Raw genomic sequence first — 14,235 nt, forward strand, 5'->3', positions numbered from 1 at the left:
TTGTCGCGACTTCTTCGTGGCGGTCTCTGACCGCCACAGCACAGGCGAGCCGGGCGGAGCGGGACTTCCATGGATAACTCATTCATCGGGCAACAGAATTTCAATCGGATCCTCAACCGTAACGTCGGCCTGCCGCTGGCCTTTGGTTTTCTCAGCGTGCTGTTCTTTATTTCGATCGTCTATTTCCTGCTGCAGACCGAGCGGTGGGTCGAACGGTCGGTGCGCGAGGTTGCTCTGGCGCAGGAGACCGCACGCCTGCTCGTGGAGCAGGAAACCGGCATGCGTGGATATCTCATCTCCCAGCAAGTGATCTACCTGGAGCCCTACGAGCGCAACCTGGCCCAGGTCCGACGAAATTTCGAGGCGCTACGCCAGTTCGTCAGTGAGGAGCCCGCGCAGCTTCGCCGCATCGAACAGATTCAGGATCTGCACACTCGCTGGATGGCGCTGACCGAAGACGTCATTGACCGCAAGCGGGAGGGACTGTCCATCGTCGAGTACACCCGTGCAGGCCGCGGGCGAATGATCCAGGAACAGATGCGCAGCCTTTTTTCGGACTTCATCGCCGAGGAGCGTGAAACCCGCAGGGCCCGCACCGGACAGGCCGAGTCGATTACCACTTGGCTGATCGCCGGCTTTCTGCTGTTCAGTGTGTTGGTCAGTGCTGGGCTGGTGTACAGCGGTCGCCGCGATCTGCTTGGCCTGTCGGCCAGCTACAGCGAAGCGCTCGAGCAACAGCAAGCCCATGCCGAGGATCTGCAGCGCCAGGCCTGGTACCGCAAGGGTCAGACCGAACTCGGCGAGGCGATCATTGGCGAGCTATCGTTGCCCGTCCTGGGGCAGGGGATACTCGGCTTTCTCGCACATTATCTCGATGTCGCGGTTGGCGCGGTTTACGTACTCGAGGATGCGCGGCTACGGCGGGTCGCCGAGTACGGCTATTCGCCAGAGCACCTCAACCGCGGCCGGACCATCGCGCTGAACGAGGGCCTGGTGGGGCAGGCGGCACGCGAGCGGCGCATCCTCCAGCTGGATCAACTGCCGAACAACTACCTCAAGGTCAATTCCGCACTGGGCGAGACGCCGGCGCAATCGGTGATGCTGGTGCCGGTGGTGGACAGCGGACAGCTCAATGCGGTGATCGAACTTGGTTTCCTGCACCCGCTTGGCGTCCGTGAGGCCGAGCTGATGAAGGTCATCGCCGCGCCGATAGGCTCGGCCATCGAAGCGGCACGCTACCGCCAGCGACTGCAGAAGGCCTTGGCGGAAACCCAGCAGCTCAATGAAGAGTTGCAGGTTCAGCAAGAGGAGTTGCGCGCGGCCAATGAGGAACTGGAAGTCCAGTCCACTGCCCTGCGCGAGACCCAGGTGCATCTGGAGGAGCAGCAGGCGGAGCTGGAGCAGACCAACGAGCAGCTGTCCGAACAGACTCAGGCGCTGTCGCGGCAGCGCGACGAGATGACCGCGCAGAACGGGCACCTGCAGCAGGCCCAGCTCCTTCTCGAGCAGCATACTCGGGAACTGCAGCGGGCCAGCCGTTACAAGTCCGAGTTTCTCGCAAACATGTCACACGAGCTGCGCACCCCGCTCAATAGCACGCTGATCCTGGCCAAGCTGCTGGCCGACAATCCACACGGCAACCTCAGCACTGATCAGGTGCAGTATGCACGCTCCATCTATTCGGCCGGCAACGACCTGCTGCTGCTGATCAATGACATTCTCGATCTGTCCAAGGTCGAGGCCGGCAAGCTCGATATTCGTCCCGAGCCGATGCGGGTAGCGCGCCTGCTCGATGGACTGAAAGAGCTGTTCCAGCCACAGGCGATGAACAAGGCGGTGGAGTACCAGGTCGAGATGGGCACCGACGTGCCGGAGAGCCTGTTCAGTGATCGGCAGCGCATCGAGCAGATACTCAAGAACCTGCTGTCGAATGCCTTCAAGTTCACCGAGAGCGGCCGCGTCAGGTTGACTGCCTCGCTGGACGAGCGCGCGATGCTGGCCTTCGCGGTGCAGGACACCGGCATCGGTATCGCCCAGGAGCAGCAGGACGTCATCTTCGAAGCATTCCGACAGGCCGACGGCACCACGAACCGGCGCTACGGCGGCACCGGGCTGGGCCTGTCGATTTCACGCGAGCTGGCGCATCTGCTCGGAGGGCGGCTGGAAGTGCGCAGCGAAGCCGGCAAGGGCAGCACCTTCACGCTGGTGGTGCCGCTGCAGTATCAGCCGCCAGAGCCCGGGGAGCCGGCGCTGCTGGCGGGCACGACCGATGTCGCTCCCTTGCCAGCGGCTGTAGCCGCCCCGGTGATAGCGGAGCCAGTGGCCCCGGCGCCTGTAGCGTCGCGCAACCCGAGAACGCAGCGAATCGCGGACGACCGCGAAGCCTACCCGTTCAAGGACCGTTGCGTGTTGGTAATCGAGGATGAGCCGCAGTTCGCTGGAATACTTCGCGACCTGGCGCATGAGCTGCGCTACAGCTGCCTGGTGGAGCACAACGCGGACGAGGGTTTCGACACTGCGCTGCAATACCGGCCAGACGCGATCCTGCTGGACATGCGCCTGCCCGATCATTCCGGGCTGACCGTCCTCGAGCGGCTCAAGGAAACCCCGGAGACACGACATATCCCGGTTCACGTCGTCTCGGTGGAAGACCGCAAGGAGGCGGCTCTGCACATGGGAGCGGTGGGCTATGCCACCAAGCCGACCACTCGCGATGAGCTCAAGGAGGTTTTCCAGCGGCTCGAAAGCAAGCTGGCGCAAAAGGTCAAACGCATCCTGCTGGTGGAGGATGACGCTCGTCAGCGGGAAAGCCTGTCGCGGCTGATCGAGGACGTCGATGTCCAGATCACTGCGGTGGAGCGCGCCGAGCAGGCGCTCGATCAACTGCGTGCGACGGTGTTCGACTGCATGGTCATCGATCTGAAATTGCCGGACATGGACGGCTACGAGCTGCTCGAACGCATGGCTCAGGAAGACATCTGCTCGTTCCCGCCGGTCATCGTCTACACCGGGCGCAACCTGACCCGGGATGAAGAGGCGGCGCTGATGAAGTACTCGCGTTCAATCATCATCAAGGGCGCCCGCTCGCCGGAGCGGCTGCTGGACGAGGTAACCCTGTTCCTGCACAAGGTCGAATCGGACATGCCGCCGGAGCGCCAGCAGATGCTCAAGAGCGCTCGCAGCCGAGAGAAGGCGTTCGAGGGGCGGACCATCCTCGTGGTGGATGATGACGTGCGCAACGTGTTCGCGCTGACCAGTGCGCTGGAGCAGAAGGGCGCCATGGTGGATATCGCTCGTAACGGTATCGAGGCGGTGGAAAAAGCCCGCAACAATCCAGACATCGACCTCGTGCTCATGGACATCATGATGCCCGAAATGGATGGCTTTGCCGCCATGGAAGAGATTCGCAAGGAGCCACGACTGGCCAAGCTGCCCATCATCGCTGTCACTGCCAAGGCAATGAAGAACGACCAGGAGCGCTGCCTGCGGGCGGGCGCCAATGACTACCTGGCCAAGCCGATCGAGCTGGATCGGCTGTTCTCCCTGATCCGGGTCTGGCTGCCCAAAGTGGAACTGCTCTAGATGTCCGAACGCAGCGCCGAGATCGAGCTCAAGCTACTGATCGAGGCGATCTACCTGAGATACGGTTACGACTTTCGAGACTACTCGCTGGCCTCACTGAGACGCCGGGTCACACTTGCCCTGCAGCAGATGAAGTGCGAAAGCGCTTCGCAGTTGCAGCATCGGATTCTCTACGACGCCCAGCTGTTCATGGAACTGCTGCAATACCTCACGATCCCGGTCAGCGAAATGTTTCGCGACCCGCGGTATTTCGCCGCCCTGCGCGAGCAGGTGTTTCCATTACTGCGCACCTATCCGTCGTTGAAGGTCTGGATCGCCGGCTGCAGTACCGGCGAGGAAGTCTATTCGCTGGCGATCCTGCTGGAAGAAGAGAGGCTGCTCGATCGGACGTTGCTCTACGCCACCGACATCAACCCCAGATCTCTTGAACAGGCCCAGCGGGGAATCTTCCCCGTCGCCAACGTGCGCAAGTTCACGCGCAATTATCAGCTCGCCGGCGGCCAGCGGAGTTTTTCCGAGTACTACACGGCGGCCTACGACTCGGTGATCCTCGACAAGCGGCTGGCGGAGCGGGTGACCTTCGCCGACCACAGCCTGGCCACCGACAGCGTGTTTTCCGAGATGCATCTGATCTCCTGCCGCAATGTACTGATCTATTTCAACAAACCGCTGCAGAACAGGGCGTTCGGTCTGTTTCATGATTCGCTCTGCCATCGAGGTTTTCTTGGGCTGGGCATCAAGGAGACGGTGGAGTTTTCCGCTTACGCTTCCAGATTCGAGCCTGTTGCTCGAGACGAAAGGATCTTCAGAAAGCTATGAGCGACTCGTCTTTTATCGACAGCAAGGTCCGCACAGGGCAAAGGCGGATCGAAGCCCTGGTGTTGGGCGCTTCTGCTGGCGGCCTGCAGGCACTTGCCGAGATCCTCGAGGGCTTGCCAGCAGACTTCCGGTTACCGCTCCTGGTGGTTCAGCACATCCCCGCCGACGCCCCATCGCGTCTGGCCGAGGTGTTCGCGCTCAAGACGGCGCTGCGGGTCAAGGAAGTGGACGACAAGGACGCGCTGTCGCCGGGCACCCTTTACTTCGCCGCCCCCGACTATCACCTGCTGGTTGAAGCGGATTTCAGCCTGTCGCTGAGCCAGGATGAGCCTGTAAGATTTTCGAGACCGTCGATCGACGTGCTCTTCGAGTCGGCTGCCCAAGTCTGGGGACCTCACGTAGCGGGCGTCCTGCTTTCGGGTGCCAGCGACGACGGGGCCACCGGGCTGCATGCGATTCACCTGGCCGGCGGGCTCTCCATCGTGCAGGATCCCCTCGAGGCCCTGGTCGATACCATGCCGCGCGCGGCTCTGGCGCGCTTCACCCCGGACTATGTGCTTCCGGTAAAGGAGATTCATCGATTGCTCTGTAAGCTGGAGACCTCGCATGTCTGATCAGGTCCACGAAGCCAACCTGCTGATCGTCGATGATCTTCCGGAGAACCTGCTGGCGCTCGGTGCCCTGCTGGAAGCGCCTGATCTCAACTTGTACAAGGCTGAGTCGGCCGAGCAGGCGCTGGAACTGCTGCTTCGTCATGAATTCGCGCTGGCTATCCTCGACGTCCAGATGCCGGGTATGAACGGGTTCCAACTGGCCGAACTGATGCGCAGTACCGAGCGCACCAAGCAGATTCCCATCGTCTTTGTCAGTGCTGCCGGGCGCGAGATGAACTACGCATTCAAGGGCTACGAGACTGGCGCTGTGGACTTTCTGCAAAAGCCCCTGGATCCCTTTGCGGTACGCAGCAAGGTGGCGGTCTTCGTCGACTTGTATCGCAGCCGCAAGCGTCTCGCCCTGCAGCTCGAGGCGCTGGAGCGCGGCCGCCGAGAGCAAGAGGTGCTGCTGGCCGAGCTGCGCAGCACCCAGGTCGAGCTGGAGCAGGCCGTGCGATTACGCGACGATTTCATGTCCATCGTCTCACATGAGGTAAAAACGCCGCTCAACACACTCATCCTGGAGATCCAGTTGCGCAAGTTGCAGTTGGCCCGCAACAACCTCGGCGCCTTCGACGTCGACGGACTCAATACCATGGTCGAAAGGGACGAGCGACAGATACGCAGTCTGATCCGGTTGGTCGACGACATGCTCGACGTGTCCCGTATCCGCACCGGCAAGTTGTCGATCCAGGTGGCGCCTGTCGATCTGGCACGGCTGGTTCCCGGTGTTGCGCGGAATTTCGCGCCGCAGATGAAACTGCATGGTTGCGAGTTGACCATCGAGTCTCCAGAGTCCCTGGAAGGGATCTGGGACGAGTTTCGTATCGAGCAGGTGCTGGCCAATCTGCTGACCAACGCCATGCGCTACGGTGCGGGTAAGCCGGTACACCTTCGTGCAGGCCCGGCAGAGGGCGGGGTCCTGATCGACGTCGAGGATCAGGGGATGGGCATCAGCCCCGCCAATCTGCAGCGCATCTTCTACCAGTTCGAGCGTGGCGAAGGCAGCGAAGGCACGGCCGGGCTGGGGTTGGGCCTGTACATCGCCGACCAGATCGTCAGGGCCCATGGTGGTCGCATCGAGGTGCGAAGCGAGGAGGGCAAAGGCACGCGTTTCAGCGTATGGCTGCCGCTCGAAACGGGTGGGCGGGGCGATGCGCAGGTCATGCCCAGCTGAATCGGCAACGCTGGTCGGATCGGGTCAATGCTTGCCGATCCATGCGTCGTCACGTTGCAGTCGCCAGCCCACGTGAGCCAGAAGCAGCCCCCGTAGCAGCATGAATGCCAGAAAGGCCAGCCAGAGCCCGTGATTGCCCAGAGGTTGCAGTAGCCAGGCGAGCGGCAAGGCAATCGCTGCGGCCTGAAGCATGGCGTTGCGCATCTCCTGGGCCCGCGTTGCCGCGATGAACAGGCCATCGAGCAGATAGCTCCAGACGGCGATCAGGGGCAGCCAGGCCAGATAGGGCAAAAAACTTCCGGCGCTCGCTCTCACCTCGGGGAGGTTGGTCTGCAGGGCGATGAAGTTGTGACCGAACAGGATGAAGAACAGGCTGAAACCAAGACTGGCCAGCAAGGCCCAGCCGCTGCAGACCACTATTGCCCGGCGCAATGCCTGACGATTGCCGGCGCCGATGGCGTGACCGCTCAAGGCTTCCACCGCATGTGCCAGTCCGTCCAGGGCAAATGCAGCCAGTAGCAGTCCATTGAAGAGCAGGGCGTTGGCCGCAACGGTGGTCTCGCCCAGTCGGGCCCCCTGGAGTGTGACCAGCAGGAACACGCCTTGCAGGATCAATGAGCGAATGAAGATGTCTCGATTGACCTTCAGCAGGACGTGCCAGCTTTGCCAGCGACCTAGTCCCGCCAGTGTGAAGCGCCCCGGATGCCGAGTGAGGATGGCCGGTACCAGCGCCAGGCCGAGTAAGGCACCGAACCATTCGGCCAGCAACGATGCCCGAGCGATGCCGGAAACCCCCCACTCCAGTCCGAGCACAAAGATCAGATCGAGCGCGACGTTGCCCAGGTTGGTCACGAGGAGCATCAGCAGCGGGGCGCGTGCGTTCTGTGCGCCGAGAAACCAGCCGATCAGGGCGTAACTGACGAGTGCCGCCGGCAAGCCCAGCAGGCGAATCCCGAAGTATTCCCTTGCCAGGTCGCCAAGCTCGCTGGAAGGCTGCATCCCGCGAAATACCGCGTCAACCACGGGCAGAACGGTCAGCGCGAGAGCGGCGGCCAGCAACACGCCCAGACAGAGTGACTGCAGCAAGATCCGGCGCAGCGCATCGCCGTCGCGCCTTCCGGTAGCCTGGGAGGCGAAGCCGGTGGTGGCCATGCGCAGGAAGGCGAGCAGGCCCACCATCACGCCATACACGGAGCTGCCCACCGCGACGGCGGCAAGCTGGTGAGGTTCCGGCAGGTGCCCCGCCATGGCGCTGTCGGTGATGGCGACCAGCGGGATGGTGAGGTTGGAAAGTACCATCGGCGCGGCCAGCGCGCGGATCTTCCGGTGGGTGGGCGCGTGTCGCCAGGCTTCTACAAGCTCGGACATGGGTACTCCAGGACGGAGCTCACTGTATCAAGCTTGACGCGCGACCTGAAGGCCTCGGATTTCGACGTGATCTTCGCGCTAGTGGATCAGCCAGCTCAACAGCCACAAGCCCAGTAGCAGATTGAATGCGCCGCTGATGAATGCGCGGCGGAAGAAGGCACGCAGGGCCGACAGCAACAACAACAGCCCAACCAGCAACGCGCCCAGGCTGAGCAGCGACTGGTCGTCCATGCCAAGCGCTCGAGACAAGCCTTCGAGGAAGTTGTGGCCAGCGAGTGCGAGAAGGCCGAAAAAGCCCTCGAGGGCGTCGACGACAAAGCGGATGGCAGAGCCGAGCACTTCGCCCAGCCGCCCAAAGAAGCCTTCAACACCCATCTATGGTCATCCGATCGACATCCTTGTGCATTGGTGTCGTGGAGGGGCGAGGGAGTTCCTGCGGCGTTTCCGGCACCTGCCGATTCGTTGCTGCCGTCCACGGCCCGGTATCAGGCAGCAGCAGACCGAGCAGGGGGCATCATTGGCAGAAGGGCCAGCAGCATCAGGCAGCCCGACCCGCCGATGTCAGAACGGGCGAACCACCACCAGAATGACGATAGCGATGAGTACCAGCACGGGAATCTCGTTGAACCAGCGATAGAACACGTGGCCGCGGGTATTTTCATGACGGGCGAAACGCTTCATCTGCGCTCCACATACGTGATGGTAGCCAATCAGCACCAGCACCAGCACCAGCTTGGCATGCAACCAGCCGCCGGTTGCGAACAGCGCCGGGTTCATCGCTACCAGGGCAATGCCGAAGGCGAGAGTAGCAATCATCGCAGGCAGCATGATCCCGCGGTACAGCTTGCGCTCCATGATGCAGAAACGCTCGTGGCTGACGTCGTCAGTGCTCGAGGCGTGGTAGACGAACAATCTCGGCAGGTAGAACAGGCCGGCAAACCAGCTGACCAGCGCGACGATGTGAAAAGCTTTCAGCCACAGGTATAGCATGCGTGTCTCCCTTTCGAATGGAGGATCGATAGTAGAGGTCACCGGAGCCTACGTCACGTCCAAAGGTTGTTGGCCCGGGCGCAGGGCGGCCGTATCATCTCCGATTCGAATGTTTGGGTAACAAGAGGCAACTCATGATCAAGGTCGGCATCGTAGGCGGAACAGGCTACACGGGCGTCGAACTGCTGCGTCTGCTGGCACAGCACCCCCAGGCGGAAGTGGTAGTCATTACTTCCCGCTCTGAGGATGGCGTCAGGGTCTGTGACATGTTCCCCAATTTGCGCGGGCATTACGACGGCCTGGCGTTCAGCGTTCCGGACGTTGCGACCCTCGGCGCCTGCGATGTGGTTTTCTTCGCTACGCCTCACGGGGTGGCCCATGCGCTGGCCGGTGAGCTGCTGTCTGCAGGTACCCGCGTCATCGACCTGTCGGCGGACTTCCGCCTCAAGGACGCCGAAGAGTGGGCGAAGTGGTATGGCCAGCCGCACGGAGCACCCGAACTCTTGCCTGAGGCGGTGTACGGCTTGCCAGAGGTCAATCGCGAACAGATCCGCCAGGCACGCCTGATCGCCGTGCCCGGCTGCTACCCGACCGCGACTCAGCTTGGCTTGCTGCCTCTGCTCGAGCAAGGTCTGGTCGACGCCGATCGGCTGATAGCCGACTGCAAATCGGGCGTCAGTGGGGCTGGTCGTGCTGCCAAGGTGGCCTCGCTGTTTACCGAGGCAGGGGAAAGCATGATGGCCTACTCGGTAAAGGGGCACCGGCACCTCCCGGAAATTCGTCAGGGGCTGCGCCAAGCGGCAGGACGGGACGTAGGGTTGACCTTCGTTCCGCATCTGACGCCCATGATTCGTGGTATCCACGCAACGCTCTATGCAACGCTGGTAGATACCAGTGTGGATCTGCAAGCAGTGTTTGAGCAGCGCTACGCCAGCGAACCTTTCGTGGACGTCATGCCCGCCGGAAGTCACCCGGAAACCCGCAGCGTGCGGGGCGCGAATGTATGCCGTATCGCCGTACACCGTCCCCAGGGTGGTGAGCTGGCAGTTGTCCTGTCAGTGATCGACAACCTGGTCAAGGGTGCCTCCGGGCAAGCGATACAGAACATGAACATCCTGTTTGGTCTCGATGAGACCTTGGGACTCAATGCGGCGGCACTGCTTCCCTGATCGGGATATGTAAAATTGACTGATATTGTCAGGTATAATCCCGGCGCTATTACGCAAGCGGGTGCAGTGCCCAGGAGCATCAAATGACTGTCGAATCCTTTACGCCGAGTGCCCTCGAGTTTTCCCCCAGCGCCGCGAACAAGGTCAAGAGCCTGGTGACGGAAGAGGGGAATCCGCGTCTCAAGTTGCGTGTGTTCATCACCGGCGGCGGCTGCTCGGGCTTCCAGTATGGATTCACCTTCGATGAGGAAGCCGCCGATGACGACACCGTCGTCGAGCGAGATGGGGTGAGCCTCGTCGTCGACCCCATGAGCTTCCAGTATTTGGCGGGGGCTCAGGTGGATTATCAGGAAGGGTTGGAAGGCTCGCGCTTCGTCATCAAAAACCCCAACGCCGCCACGACTTGTGGCTGTGGGCAATCCTTCTCGATCTGATCCGTTGCCCCGGCTGGTTTCAGCTGGGGTAGATCGCACCCAGGATGCGGGGTCCGCGAGCGCCCGTGACGCTGGGGCGGTTGGCGGGAATGCGCTCCAGGCAGCAGTGCGCGAGCCAGGCGAAAGCCATGGCTTCCATCCAATCCGGATCGATGCCCACCTCGACAGTACTGGCGACCCGGCAGCCCGGCAGCAAGCGCTGCAGGCTTGCCAGGAGCGTTTGGTTGCGCGCACCGCCACCGCAGATGAAGGCTTCCGCTATGTCGGGCTGGGCGGCGAGCAACGCATCGGCAATGGTACGCGCAGTTAGCTCCAGCAGTGTTGCCTGGACATCGGCAGGGGCAATGCCACTACCACTCAGCCGGATTTGCGCCAGCAGCCACTCGAGATTGAACAGCTCCCTGCCTGTGCTCTTCGGGCCGCGGGTGCTGAAGAATGGATCACTCAGCAGGGTTGTCAGGAGTTTCCCATCAACCGCTCCGCTGGCTGCCCAGCGCCCTCCGTCGTCGAAATCAAGACCCCAATGTAGGTTGATCCAGGCATCAAGCAGGACATTACCTGGTCCGCAGTCGAAGCCGATGACTGGCGATCCAGCGTGAAGCAGGGTGATATTGCTGAAACCGCCGATATTGACGATGGCACGCGAGCGAGAGGGGTGAGCGAGCAGCGCTTCATGAAATGCCGGGACCAGAGGGGCTCCTTGTCCTCCAGCGGCCAGGTCACGTCGCCTGAAGTCGCTGATTACCGTGATGCCGGTCAGCTCGGCTAGCAGGGCTGGATTTCCGATCTGGATGGTGAAGCGGCGTGCCGGCTCGTGGCGAACGGTCTGTCCATGGCTGCCGATGGCGCGAATGTCCTGTGCTTTGCAGTCCGCCTGGTCGAGCACTCTTGCGACGCCTTGGTGGGCCAGTTCGGTCCAGGCGATTTCAGCAAGAGCGCTACGGGCCAGTTCGTCGTCGCCTGGCTGGCATAAGCTCAGAAGTTGCTCCTTGAGCGCCGGGGGCATCGGCAGGTAGGCGGTTTCACGCAAATGCGTGCCGCCATCCCCCTGCTCGATCAGCGCAATGTCCAGGCCATCCAGGCTGGTACCGGACATCACACCGATATAAAGCGCCACCGTTATTCTTCGTTCAGCGCGAGCTGCGTGGCTCGCTCAGACTCCATGCGCGCAAGGAGAGGCTGGGTGAACTGGGCGAAGCGCTGCATCTCGCTCTTGGGAATGGGATCTGCGGTGGGTAGCTTCTGGCTCAGGGGGTCGACATGCTGGCCGTCAACCTGAAATTCATAATGCAGATGCGGTCCGGTGGACAAGCCGGTGGTACCGATATACCCGATGATCTGTCCCTGCTTGACGGCCGAACCGTTGCGGACGCCCTTGGCGAACCCCTGCATGTGCGCATAAAGGGTACGGTAGCGCTTGCCATGCTGGATGATTACGGTGTTTCCGTACCCTCCATTGCGACCTGCTAGTACTACCTTGCCATCTCCTGTCGCCTTGATCGGCGTTCCGTGTGGCGCGGCATAGTCGACGCCCTTGTGTGCGCGAATCTTGTTGAGAATCGGATGCTTGCGGCCGGTCGAGAAACGAGAGCTGATCCGGGCGAAGTCGACGGGCGTGCGGATAAAGGCTTTGCGTGTACTGTCGCCATCGGCCGTGTAGTAGTTGGTGTTGCCCTGCTTGTCGGTGTAGCGGATCGCGCTATAGGTTTTGCCGCGGTTGGTAAAACGCGCGGCAAGTATCTTGCCGGTGCCCACCTGGCGGCCGTCGATCGTCTTGGTCTCGTAGATGAGCTCGAATGCGTCGCCTTTGCGGATGTCCTGGGCGAAGTCGATGTCGTAACCGAAGATGTTCGCCAGGTCCATCGTCAGGCTGTGACCAAGTCCGGCGCGTTTCGCCGCCAGGAACAGGCTGCTGTCGATCATGCCGTGGGCATAAGCGGAAGCGACTTCAGGCTTGATCTCGTCCTTGGCATAGACAAAGCCATCTTCGGTTCGCTCGACCTGGGCGGTGACCAGGTCGCTGAGCTGGGTACTCAGGCGAAGCAGGTCTCCGGCGTCGTCGAATTCGAATTCCAGCATCTGGCCGACGCGCAAGCGGGTGAATTGCTTGGCTTCCTGGTTGGCCAGAACCTGATGCAAGGTCGCGGAGGGGATGCCGGCCTTGGAAAAGATCGTGGAAAGCGTGTCCCCGCTGGCTACCGTGACCTGCTGGACCAGTGGTCGGTCAATGACCTCGACGTCCGAACCCGGTTCGGCGTCCTCGGTGCCCTCGATGGCGATGAAATCGGCGGGGTCGGGAGTGTCGGTGGGCTCGCCTGGCTCGATCAAGGCGAAGGGAGTGCCGGTTTCGGTATCGACGTCAGGGGCGGAATGCAGCGGCGCCTCTGGCTCGTGGCGAAGTGGAGCGAAACTCTGCGCTGATGATTCGAAATCGAGATTGATCGACGCTCGCTTGGCTTCCACTTCGCGGGAGGGAAACACCAGCAGCGCCAGGCTGAGCAGGGCTGCCACACCACTGGCGGCCAGCAAATGGCTCTTGGGGTACAGGGGAGCCTTTTTCGGTGAATGCGTCATGGGCTGCATTGCTTGTCAGGTAATTTAGCTGCGTAAAATAGAAGCAAAACAATGACGAGGCAACCCTGGCAGCTGCTGCCGTACGAGTTTGTGAGCCAGGTCCGCCTTGTTTTTGCCGGTTAATATTGTATGGTTCGAAACTTTGTCTCTGTCAGGGTGACCTATGACGTCCGTAGAAGATCAACTGCCGCTCATTCGGCGTGGCGCAGACGAGCTGCTGGTCGAGTCTGAGCTGATCGCCAAGCTCAAGCTGGGGCGGCCGTTGCGCATCAAGGCGGGGTTCGACCCGACTGCGCCGGACCTTCACCTTGGCCACACCGTACTGATCAACAAGTTGCGCCAGTTTCAGGAGTTGGGGCACCAGGTAATCTTCCTTATTGGTGACTTCACCGGAATGATCGGGGATCCGAGCGGTAAAAGCGCGACGCGGCCGCCGCTGACCCGTGATCAGGTGTTGGAGAATGCCGAGACCTACAAATCGCAGGTATTCAAGATCCTGGACCCGGCTCGCACCGAGGTCGCGTTCAACTCCCTATGGATGGAGCAGCTTGCGCCTTCTGAGTTCATTCGCCTGGCCTCACAATACACTGTGGCGCGTATGCTCGAGCGAGACGACTTCCACAAGCGTTACAGCGGCAATCAGTCGATCGCGATACACGAGTTTCTGTATCCGCTGGTGCAGGGCTACGATTCCGTAGCGCTTCGGGCGGATGTCGAGCTGGGGGGGACCGACCAGAAATTCAACCTGCTGATGGGGCGGGAGTTGCAGCGTGCCTATGGCCAGGAGTCGCAGTGTGTCGTCACCATGCCCTTGCTCGAGGGGTTGGATGGCGTCAAGAAGATGTCCAAGTCCCTGGGCAACTATATCGGCATCCAGGAGGCTCCGGGCGTGATGTATGGAAAGCTGGTCTCCATTCCGGATGCCTTGATGTGGCGTTATTTCGAGTTGCTCAGCTTCAGGCCCATGGAAGAGATCGAGAGTTTTCGTCGTGACGTCGAGCTTGGTAGCAACCCCAGAGACATCAAGATCAAGCTTGCCGAGGAAATCGTGGCGCGTTTCCATGGCGAGGAGGCGGCGGCCAGTGCTCACCGATCTGCTGGCAACAGGATGCGAGAAGGTGAACTGCCCGAGGATCTGCCGGAGGTCCGGCTGGATGCGTCAGAGCCGATGCCGATTGCAGCGGTGCTGAATCGGGCGGGCTTGGTCAGGAATGCTGCGGCGGCACGAGACCTGCTGGGTTCTGGCGGGGTGCGGGTGGACGGCGAGATAGTTGATCGTGGGTTCGTCTTCGAGCTGGGCAGCACCCACGTGTGTCAGGCCGGCAAGAAGGCGTTTGCGCGGATTACTCTGGGGTCGCAAGAAAGGGCTTGACGGCCTGCCTGGAGTCCCTATAATGCGCACCACTTCCGGCGCAGTCTTCAGTGAAAAGCTCTTGTAGATCAAGGGGTTAGATGTGGAGTGCGGCGGG

General features: G+C 61.4%; 12 protein-coding genes. 7 read left to right on the forward strand and 5 right to left on the reverse strand.

The features are described from left to right. Positions 1–69: 69 nt before the first annotated feature. From ACFOMF_RS08360 to ACFOMF_RS08375, 4 genes are read left to right on the forward strand one after another with little or no spacing between them, the layout of a single operon-like run. Positions 70–3,582: a response regulator gene (locus ACFOMF_RS08360; protein WP_386363554.1), complete on the forward strand. Its 3,513-nt coding sequence runs from the start codon at positions 70–72 to the stop codon at positions 3,580–3,582. Continuing rightward, positions 3,583–4,401 (forward strand): CheR family methyltransferase, encoded by an 819-nt coding sequence (locus tag ACFOMF_RS08365; RefSeq protein WP_386363557.1) that lies wholly within the window; start codon positions 3,583–3,585, stop codon positions 4,399–4,401. It abuts the gene before it with no gap. Next, entirely contained in the window at positions 4,398–5,015 is a 618-nt protein-coding gene (locus ACFOMF_RS08370; protein ID WP_386363560.1) for a chemotaxis protein CheB, read from the forward strand. The genes ACFOMF_RS08365 and ACFOMF_RS08370 overlap by 4 nt, the downstream gene beginning before the upstream one ends. Continuing rightward, entirely contained in the window at positions 5,008–6,231 is a 1,224-nt protein-coding gene (locus ACFOMF_RS08375) for a hybrid sensor histidine kinase/response regulator (RefSeq protein WP_386363562.1), read from the forward strand. Before ACFOMF_RS08370 ends, ACFOMF_RS08375 begins: the two co-directional genes overlap by 8 nt. Before the next feature lie 24 nt (positions 6,232–6,255). Here the strand turns inward: ACFOMF_RS08375 and ACFOMF_RS08380 are convergent, their stop codons facing one another. From ACFOMF_RS08380 to hemJ, 3 genes are all read right to left on the reverse strand, one after another. Beyond that, positions 6,256–7,599: an MATE family efflux transporter gene (locus ACFOMF_RS08380; protein WP_386363564.1), complete on the reverse strand. Its 1,344-nt coding sequence runs from the start codon at positions 7,597–7,599 to the stop codon at positions 6,256–6,258. Positions 7,600–7,677: 78 nt separating this feature from the next. Further along, a complete protein-coding gene (locus tag ACFOMF_RS08385; RefSeq protein WP_386363566.1) occupies positions 7,678–7,974 on the reverse strand; it encodes a hypothetical protein in 297 nt (98 codons plus the stop codon). Between the two features lie 186 nt (positions 7,975–8,160). After that, positions 8,161–8,589 (reverse strand): protoporphyrinogen oxidase HemJ, encoded by a 429-nt coding sequence (hemJ, locus tag ACFOMF_RS08390; protein WP_386363569.1) that lies wholly within the window; start codon positions 8,587–8,589, stop codon positions 8,161–8,163. A gap of 134 nt (positions 8,590–8,723) precedes the next feature. Between hemJ and argC the strand changes: the two genes are divergently transcribed. Further along, positions 8,724–9,758 (forward strand): N-acetyl-gamma-glutamyl-phosphate reductase, encoded by a 1,035-nt coding sequence (argC, locus tag ACFOMF_RS08395; RefSeq protein WP_386363572.1) that lies wholly within the window; start codon positions 8,724–8,726, stop codon positions 9,756–9,758. Positions 9,759–9,841: 83 nt separating this feature from the next. Continuing rightward, a complete protein-coding gene (erpA, locus tag ACFOMF_RS08400; RefSeq protein WP_386363574.1) occupies positions 9,842–10,192 on the forward strand; it encodes an iron-sulfur cluster insertion protein ErpA in 351 nt (116 codons plus the stop codon). A 19-nt stretch (positions 10,193–10,211) separates the two neighbouring features. Here erpA and ACFOMF_RS08405 read toward each other — a convergent pair whose 3' ends face one another. Continuing rightward, positions 10,212–11,309 carry an anhydro-N-acetylmuramic acid kinase gene (locus tag ACFOMF_RS08405; protein ID WP_386363577.1) on the reverse strand — a complete coding sequence of 366 codons (1,098 nt, stop codon included), beginning with the start codon at positions 11,307–11,309 and terminating at the stop codon, positions 10,212–10,214. 2 nt (positions 11,310–11,311) lie between these two features. After that, positions 11,312–12,766, reverse strand: a complete 1,455-nt coding sequence (locus ACFOMF_RS08410) for a peptidoglycan DD-metalloendopeptidase family protein (protein WP_386363580.1) — start codon at positions 12,764–12,766, stop codon at positions 11,312–11,314. 163 nt (positions 12,767–12,929) lie between these two features. Here ACFOMF_RS08410 and tyrS point away from each other — a divergent pair, with 163 nt between their 5' ends. Continuing rightward, the gene (gene tyrS / locus ACFOMF_RS08415) at positions 12,930–14,138 is read left to right on the forward strand and encodes a tyrosine--tRNA ligase (RefSeq protein ID WP_386363583.1); all 1,209 of its coding nucleotides are present in this window, start codon (positions 12,930–12,932) and stop codon (positions 14,136–14,138) included. The last annotated feature ends 97 nt before the right edge of the window (positions 14,139–14,235 follow it).

The sequence above is a fragment of the Stutzerimonas tarimensis genome, from assembly GCF_042648805.1.
GTDB lineage: Bacteria > Pseudomonadota > Gammaproteobacteria > Pseudomonadales > Pseudomonadaceae > Azomonas > Azomonas tarimensis.

Excerpts from the sequence above, each read along its gene's own strand:
- ACFOMF_RS08410 (WP_386363580.1), bottom strand. The coding sequence starts at position 12,766 with ATGACGCATTCACCGAAAAAGGCTCCCCTGTACCCCAAGAGCCATTTG.
- ACFOMF_RS08360 (WP_386363554.1), top strand. The coding sequence starts at position 70 with ATGGATAACTCATTCATCGGGCAACAGAATTTCAATCGGATCCTCAAC.
- ACFOMF_RS08380 (WP_386363564.1), bottom strand. The coding sequence starts at position 7,599 with ATGTCCGAGCTTGTAGAAGCCTGGCGACACGCGCCCACCCACCGGAAG.
- tyrS (WP_386363583.1), top strand. The coding sequence starts at position 12,930 with ATGACGTCCGTAGAAGATCAACTGCCGCTCATTCGGCGTGGCGCAGAC.
- ACFOMF_RS08375 (WP_386363562.1), top strand. The coding sequence starts at position 5,008 with ATGTCTGATCAGGTCCACGAAGCCAACCTGCTGATCGTCGATGATCTT.
- ACFOMF_RS08370 (WP_386363560.1), top strand. The coding sequence starts at position 4,398 with ATGAGCGACTCGTCTTTTATCGACAGCAAGGTCCGCACAGGGCAAAGG.
- ACFOMF_RS08365 (WP_386363557.1), top strand. The coding sequence starts at position 3,583 with ATGTCCGAACGCAGCGCCGAGATCGAGCTCAAGCTACTGATCGAGGCG.
- argC (WP_386363572.1), top strand. The coding sequence starts at position 8,724 with ATGATCAAGGTCGGCATCGTAGGCGGAACAGGCTACACGGGCGTCGAA.
- hemJ (WP_386363569.1), bottom strand. The coding sequence starts at position 8,589 with ATGCTATACCTGTGGCTGAAAGCTTTTCACATCGTCGCGCTGGTCAGC.
- erpA (WP_386363574.1), top strand. The coding sequence starts at position 9,842 with ATGACTGTCGAATCCTTTACGCCGAGTGCCCTCGAGTTTTCCCCCAGC.
- ACFOMF_RS08385 (WP_386363566.1), bottom strand. The coding sequence starts at position 7,974 with ATGGGTGTTGAAGGCTTCTTTGGGCGGCTGGGCGAAGTGCTCGGCTCT.